This window comes from Subtercola sp. RTI3 (assembly GCF_035018625.1).
Lineage (GTDB): Bacteria > Actinomycetota > Actinomycetes > Actinomycetales > Microbacteriaceae > Subtercola > Subtercola vilae.
This window is the reverse complement of sequence record NZ_JASJXO010000054.1, coordinates 20,792-27,703: the sequence shown is the minus strand read 5'-3', so window position 1 is coordinate 27,703 and position 6,912 is coordinate 20,792. Positions and strand designations below refer to the sequence as shown.

The 6,912-nt window shown below is 65.5% G+C and carries 5 protein-coding genes; 4 read left to right on the top strand and 1 reads right to left on the bottom strand.

Annotated features, from left to right (window positions below):
* Positions 1 to 132 precede the first annotated feature (132 nt).
* Positions 133 to 1,230 (bottom strand): diacylglycerol/lipid kinase family protein, encoded by a 1,098-nt coding sequence (locus QN358_RS15810; RefSeq protein ID WP_323512925.1) that lies wholly within the window; start codon positions 1,228 to 1,230, stop codon positions 133 to 135.
* A gap of 35 nt (positions 1,231 to 1,265) precedes the next feature.
* Here QN358_RS15810 and serS point away from each other — a divergent pair, with 35 nt between their 5' ends.
* The 4 genes from serS to QN358_RS15790 all read left to right on the top strand — a co-directional run bounded on the left by serS (position 1,266) and on the right by QN358_RS15790 (position 6,856).
* On the top strand, positions 1,266 to 2,543 hold the full coding sequence (gene serS / locus QN358_RS15805) for a serine--tRNA ligase (RefSeq protein ID WP_136643156.1): 1,278 nt from the start codon (positions 1,266 to 1,268) through the stop codon (positions 2,541 to 2,543).
* Positions 2,540 to 3,388 (top strand): HAD family hydrolase, encoded by an 849-nt coding sequence (locus tag QN358_RS15800; protein WP_323512924.1) that lies wholly within the window; start codon positions 2,540 to 2,542, stop codon positions 3,386 to 3,388. The genes serS and QN358_RS15800 overlap by 4 nt, the downstream gene beginning before the upstream one ends.
* 176 nt (positions 3,389 to 3,564) lie before the next feature.
* Positions 3,565 to 5,013 carry an SMP-30/gluconolactonase/LRE family protein gene (locus QN358_RS15795; RefSeq protein ID WP_323512923.1) on the top strand — a complete coding sequence of 483 codons (1,449 nt, stop codon included), beginning with the start codon at positions 3,565 to 3,567 and terminating at the stop codon, positions 5,011 to 5,013.
* 322 nt (positions 5,014 to 5,335) lie between these two features.
* Positions 5,336 to 6,856, top strand: coding sequence for an NHL repeat-containing protein (locus tag QN358_RS15790; RefSeq protein ID WP_323512922.1), 1,521 nt, complete (start codon positions 5,336 to 5,338; stop codon positions 6,854 to 6,856).
* Positions 6,857 to 6,912 lie beyond the last annotated feature (56 nt).

The following is a 6,912-nucleotide window of genomic DNA, read 5'->3' as shown; positions in this document are numbered from 1 at the left end:
GGCAGCGTCAGATGTGTATAAGAGACAGGTCCCGCCCCGTTCCGCGACCGAGTTTCCCCGGACTGTCGCCCGGGCTTGCGGGCGCCGACAAGCTGGGGCAACTCGATTCGGGCGGCGGCGGCGGACCGAGAGCTAGACGCGCACCATGAGGGCGGCGGGGTCGATCCAGACATGGATCTGCGACGCCCGCCCGAACTCATCACCGTCGAGCTGGATCTCTTGCGGCTCGTCGAGGTCGAGGCGCAGGTCGGTTCCCTGCCGGTAGATGACATCGTTGACGTCGGGCGAGAGCTCGATGATCTTGCGGCCGGCGGCAGACTTGGCGAGAACTCCGTTCTCGATGGCGACCTTGTTCCACGCCCTGATCCAGCCGAAGGGCCCCTTGGGCCGCAGCGCCATGAAGTCGAGTACGCCATCGTCGGGTCGGGCATCCGGAATCAGCAGCAAACCACCCGGCAGGAGCCCGCAATTGCCGGCCATCACCGAGTGTGACGAGACGCTGCGCCATTCTTCGTTGTCGATCGACACCTTCATGGTGATGGCGCGCAGTTCGGGGATGGCGCGCAGGCCGCCGTCAACATAAGCCAGCCAGCCGACAGCCTTTTTGAGCTTCGAGTTGGTGTTCGCAATCATTTTGGCGTCGATTCCGAGGCCTGCAATCACGAGAAAGACGTGCGTGGAGACGGGTTCGTCGGGCGCCGTGTCGCCGGCGGGCGGCTCGTTCTCCGACGACTCGCCGCGGGCGATATCGGCCTCGGGGCTCGGCACCGGCCGGTAGATGTCGATCAGCCCGACGTCGATGGCACGATCGTAGCCGGTGAACATGAGCTGGATGCCCTCGTCGAAGTTCATCGTCATATCGAGGTTGCGCGCCAGCAGATTGCCGGTGCCCGACGGAAGAAGCGCCAGTGGCACCCCCGTTCCGCGGAGCGCCTCGGCCACGGCCCGCACGGTTCCGTCACCCCCGGCGGCCATCACCACGTCGGCCCCGGCCAGCACTGCTTCGCCGGTGAGGATCTGCCCCGCGTCATCCACCGTGGTCTCGTACCAGAGCGTCTCGCCCCAGCCCGCTGCCGCCGCGCGCTCGGCAACGGCACTGCGCAGGTGCTCTTCGTCGACCTTGATCGGGTTGTACACCACTGCCGCGTGCTTCACGCCCGCACTGCCCTGATCGGCGCTGCCCTCGTCGGAACTGCCCTGCTCTGCTCTGCCCTGCTCTCTGACGGCCACAAGACACAGGGTATGGCATCGCTAAGATTGTGCAGGTGATCGATCCAGTACTCTTGCGCGAAAACCCCGACACCATTAGGCGCTCCCAGGCCGCGAGGGGCGCGTCGACCGAGCTCGTCGACGAGGCGTTGGCCGCCGACTCCGAGCGCCGCGCGGCCATCACCGAGTTCGAGAACCTGCGACAGGCGCAGAACAGTTTCGGCAAGCAGGTTGCGAAGGCCGCCCCGGCCGACAAGAAGGCGCTGGTAGCCGAGGCCCAGTCGATGGCCGCGGGCGTGAAGCTCGCCAACGAGCGGGTTCAGGATGCCCAGGCCGAGTTCGACCGCCTCGTCGGATCCATCGCGAACCCCATCATCGACGGCGTTCCGGCCGGCGGCGAAGAGAACTTCGTCACTCTGCGCGAGGTCGGCACCCGGCCCGAGTTCGACTTCGAGCCGCGCGACCACGTCGAGCTAGGCGAGCTGCTCGGCGCCTTCGACCTGCAGCGCGGAGCCAAGGTCAGCGGCGCGCGCTTCTACTTTCTCACCGGCATCGGCGCCCGCCTCGAGCTCGCGCTCATGAACCTCGCGCTGCAGAAGGCGCTCGACTACGGCTTCACGCCCATGATCACGCCCACCCTCGTGCGCCCCGAGATCATGCGCGGCACCGGTTTTCTGAACGAGCACGCCGACGAGATCTACTACCTTCCGGCCGACGACCTGTACCTCACCGGTACGAGCGAGGTGGCGCTCGCGGGGTTCCACGCCGACGAGATTCTCGACCTCACCGACGGACCCTACCGGTACGCCGGGTGGTCGACGTGCTACCGCCGTGAGGCCGGTTCTGGCGGAAAAGACACCCGGGGCATCCTGCGCGTTCACCAGTTCAACAAGCTTGAGATGTTCACATATGTACTGCCCGAAGAGGCAGAAGCCGAACATCTGCGTCTCGTCGGCTACCAAGAGGAGCTGCTCACCTCGCTCGGCCTCAGCTACCGCGTCATCGACGTGGCCGCGGGCGACCTCGGCTCGTCTGCCGCGCGCAAGTACGACATCGAGGCGTGGGTTCCCACGCAGGGCACTTTTCGCGAGCTCACCTCGACGTCGAACTGCACCACATACCAGGCACGGCGACTGGATGCCCGGTACCGCACCGAATCGGGCAAAACCGCTCCCGTCGCCACCCTGAACGGCACCCTCGCCACCACGCGCTGGATCGTGGCGCTGCTCGAGACCCACCAGCAGGCCGACGGATCGGTCGTGGTTCCCGAGGTGCTCCGCCCGTACCTCGGCGGCCTCGAGGTCATGACCCCGCTGAACGGGCGGCGGCCGTGAGTGCGGCGGCTTCGGTCGGCGCTGGCTCCGCCGGGCATCCGGTGACCGATCGCTGGCTCGTCGCGCTCGACATCGACGGCACGATTCTGCACGAAGACGGCTCGATCGCCGAGGCCGTCATCGACCAGGTCGCCCGCCTCACCGGGCTCGGCCACGAGGTCATGCTCGCCACCGGGCGTTCGGTTGCCGCGACCCTGCCCGTGCTCGACCTGCTCGGCATCACGCCCACCTACGTAGTGTGCTCGAACGGCGCCATCACCCTGCAGCGCGACACCGACGCGCCCCTCGGCTACCGCCGCGAGATCGTCGAGACCTTCAACCCGGGCGCCGTGCTCACCCAGATTCACCAGCACCTCGCCAGCGCGCACTACGCCGTCGAAGACGAAGAGGGCTACTTCCGCTACACCGGCGACTTTCCGAGCGGCTCGATGGGCGTCGGCGGCGAGCAGGTCAGCTTCGAAGACCTGCTCGAGATCGACGCCACCCGCGTCGTGGTCATCTCGCCCGGGCACGACATGGAAGACTTTCTGGCCATCGTCGAGACCATGGGCCTGCACCGCGTCTCGTACTCTGTCGGCTGGACCGCCTGGCTCGACATCGCCCCCGACGGCGTCAACAAGTCGACCTCGCTCGAGCGGGTGCGGGCGCTCCTCGACATCCCTGCCTCCCGCGTTCTGGCGGCCGGCGATGGGCGCAACGACATCGAGATGCTGCTCTGGGCCGGCGCTTTGGGCCGGGCTGTGGCCATGGGGCAGGCGCCCGATGACGTGCTCGCCGTCGCCACCGAGGTCACCGGAACGATCTATGACGACGGCTTGGCGCAGGCGTTGGCGCGGTTGGTGTAGTCGCTCCCGCACCAGTCGGTTCTGCGCAACGAGGGTTGAGGTTTGCTCGATACATGAGCTAAGCTCACCGATGACCTGAAGTCTCCAGTGACTTTGACACGGGTCGACACTCGAAAGGTTTCATCGTGCGTAAACGCTCCCTTCTCGCTGGCTCTGCTGTGGCAGTGCTGGTATGCATGTGCACCGCAACCGCGGCGACTGCGACCCAGGTCGTCATCGATCCTCTCGTTTCGCTCGGTGCAGGCTCCGTTCCGCGGAGCATCGCGGTGGGGCCCAACGGGGAGTTCTACACGGCGAACTATGGCGCTGGCACGGTGACCGGGTTCAATGCATCCGGTGCATCGCTGAACAATGCGACGATTTCGTTGGGCGGCGGCGCCGCGCCGAGAGCCATTGCCCGTGACAGCTTCGGTGCCCTCTGGATAGCAGATGCGGGCACCGCATCGGTTTCGCGGTACGTGCCAGGCGAGCCGAGCGCGTCGACGTACTCGCTTGGTGGAACCCGAGCCCCTGGGGCGGTCGCAGTCGACCACTCCAGCACCGCGTCTGCAGACACTATCTATGCGGCTGACTCGGTTGGCAACTCCATTTGGGAGGTGACCCAGTCGGGCGGTTTGATATCACCCATCTCACAGTTCGCAACCCTTGCCGCGGGCGCCTTGCCGAAAGGTATCGTCACCGATTCGATGGGCAACGTCTACACGGCCAACTCGGGAACAAGCACCGTCTCGAAGATCACCCCGGGGGGAGTGGTTACCGACAAATTCGCCGAATTCTCGCCCGGGGACGGGCCGGATGCGATCACTATTGACAGCCACGGCATTCTGTATGTGGCTAACTACGTGGCGGGAACGGTCGCGAAGGTCGACTCGACCAAGCCCGCGGGTGCGAACGTGGTTGGCACTTTCACCCTGGCTCCAGACGCTCACCCGCTGGGAATCACGGTCGATATGCATGACAACGTCTACGTCAGTAATTCGGGCCCGAACACCGTGAGCATGATTCCGGCTGGCAGCAACAGCTCGCCCCTGACGATCTTGACTCTCCCGAACAACGCAGGGGCGTCTGGCATTGTAGTTTCGTCGACCAACACGCTATTGGTCACCGGGTTCGGCAACAACACCGTCACATCACTCGACCTGTCGACGAGCATCACGACGACTTCGTTGACGAGTGCAACTGTCGGCAAGGCATTCACGCAGACCATCACGGCGACGGGTGTCGACCCCATCACCTTCGCCTCGACTGACCTGCCGTCATGGCTCACACTCTCCGCCGACGGCACGCTGAGCGGCACGCCGACGGCCGATGGCGCTTACTCCTTCTCGGTTACGGCTACCGGTCCCACCGGCTCAAGCATTTCGAAGAACTACACCATCGAAGTGGCAGCCGTGAACACCGGGGGTGGTACCGGCGGTACTGGGGCACCCGCGGGTGGAACGGGCGCCGGTAGCGGAAATGGCGCTGGCACAGGCGGTAGTGGCGCGACTGCGACTCTGGCCCACACGGGAACATCGGGCCCGACGCTCGCCGGTTTCGCCGGCACCGCAGCCGCCATCATGGCTATCGGCCTTGCCTTGACTTCATTTCGCCGTCGGCTCTCCCTGCAGCGCAACTCGCGCTGACTGAGGCGCTGGGTCCGCCTGCTTCCGGGCCCAGCGTGCCCCACGCGATTCTGCTTACCGCATGAATGCCGCCCCCGGCTCGACGGCGCACCACGACCCTGTGCTCGAATGACAACCCGCGCATTTCTCTGTGGCCACCGAGGTCACCGGAACGATCTATGACGACGGTCAGGCGCAGGCGCGGTTGGCGTAGCGCTCCTCGGTCGTCTTCTCGCGGCCTTCTTGCTGAATTGCCGCCGACTCGGCTGAGGTTCGTCTTTCTACACGGGCTCCGGATGATCGGTATGGCGCTTCATCGTAATACTGAGTTATGCTCATCCTCATGAAACTTCTGCCCTTACTTACAGTGCCCCTCGTCTGCCTCGCCGTTCTGGGCGCTGCCGGATCAGCCTTCGGCGCCTCCGCGCAGCCGGTCGTGACCGACCCTCTCGTCACGGTTGGCGCGACAGCCCAACCGCGGGCGATCATCGCGGGCCCGAATGGGGAGTTCTATACCGCCAACTTCGGCGTTCCTTCGGTGACCGCGTTCGCGGGAGACGGCGGAGCCATTCCGGGCGACTCGTTCTCTGTTCCCGACGCAAGCTTTAGTAGCGTCGTTCGTAATAGCGCTGGTTTTCTCTATGCGGCAGATGTGGCGAACGGTAACATCGACGTTTTCGTGCCCGGAATCGGCGTGGGGGTCCATTCGGTAGGAGCCGGCCACTACCCCGTGGCGATGGCGATAGCACCATCGAACACGATCTATTCGGTCAACCAGGGTTCGAGCAGTACCGTGACCAGAATTGCGGCTGATGGAACCGGGACCCCGCTCTACGCATCCCTTGCGCCCGGGGCGAACCCCAAAGGCATCGTCACCGACGCCGCTGGCAATATCTACACGGCGAATTCTGGTGACAACTCGGTCTCGAAGATTGATACAACTGGAGCCACTCCCGTTGTCACGTACAGCATTGCTGGGCTTGGTTTGGGTGCGGCGCCTGACGCGATTGCCATCGATTCGCACGGCATTCTGTATGTGGCAAATTTCGGTGGTGACTCGGTGACCGCCATCGACCCGAGCATTACGACCGGGTCGGCGATCGTCGCGACGTTCCCGCTTGGTGCTGGCGCAAAGCCGTCGGGCCTGGTCGTCGATTCGCATGACAATGTGTTTGTGGCCGACTCGGGCACCGCGTCGATCAGCGAGATCGCTGCGGGTTCCATCAATACCGCTGACGTCGTCCATACCTATACCGCCGCGGGTGCGAAGCCCTGGGCGCTCACCGTCTCGTCAGACAACAGGCTGCTGGTTGCCGATACCACGCTCGGCACCGTTTCGGCCCTCGATCTCAGCACCGTGGTCACGACGACCACGCTTGGCTCGCTCACCGTCGGTACGCCGTTCACCGGCTCGCTGGCCGCTACCGGCCTCGGTGCCGTTGTGTTCACCAGCACCAATGCGCCCTCATGGCTGACTGTCACGCGTGACGGGCAGCTCAGCGGAACCCCGCCCACCGCCGGAACCTTCTCGTTTGCCGTGACCGCACGCACCCCGAACGGCGTCAGTGCCGCGCAGACGGTTACCTACACCGTCGCGGCGGCAGCGACGACCGGCACCCCGACACCCACTCCCACCCCGACCGCAACAACCTCGGGCACCACCATCGGCTCCGGTGGCGGCACGGGTGGCGCAGGAAGCGCCAGCGGTAACGGTGGAACGTCGACCGGCTCGAACTCGTCGCGCACCCTCGCGAGTACCGGCGCCGACGCCTCACGCGCCGTAGCGTTCGGCGGCGGAGCCCTCGCGCTCCTCGCGGCAGGTGGGGCCGTCATGGCACTCCGCCGCCGCCGTCACTCCGCATAGGGCATCGCAGCGATACGCGGCACTCCAGCTCCCGCGTGTCGCTGTGTCAAACCCGA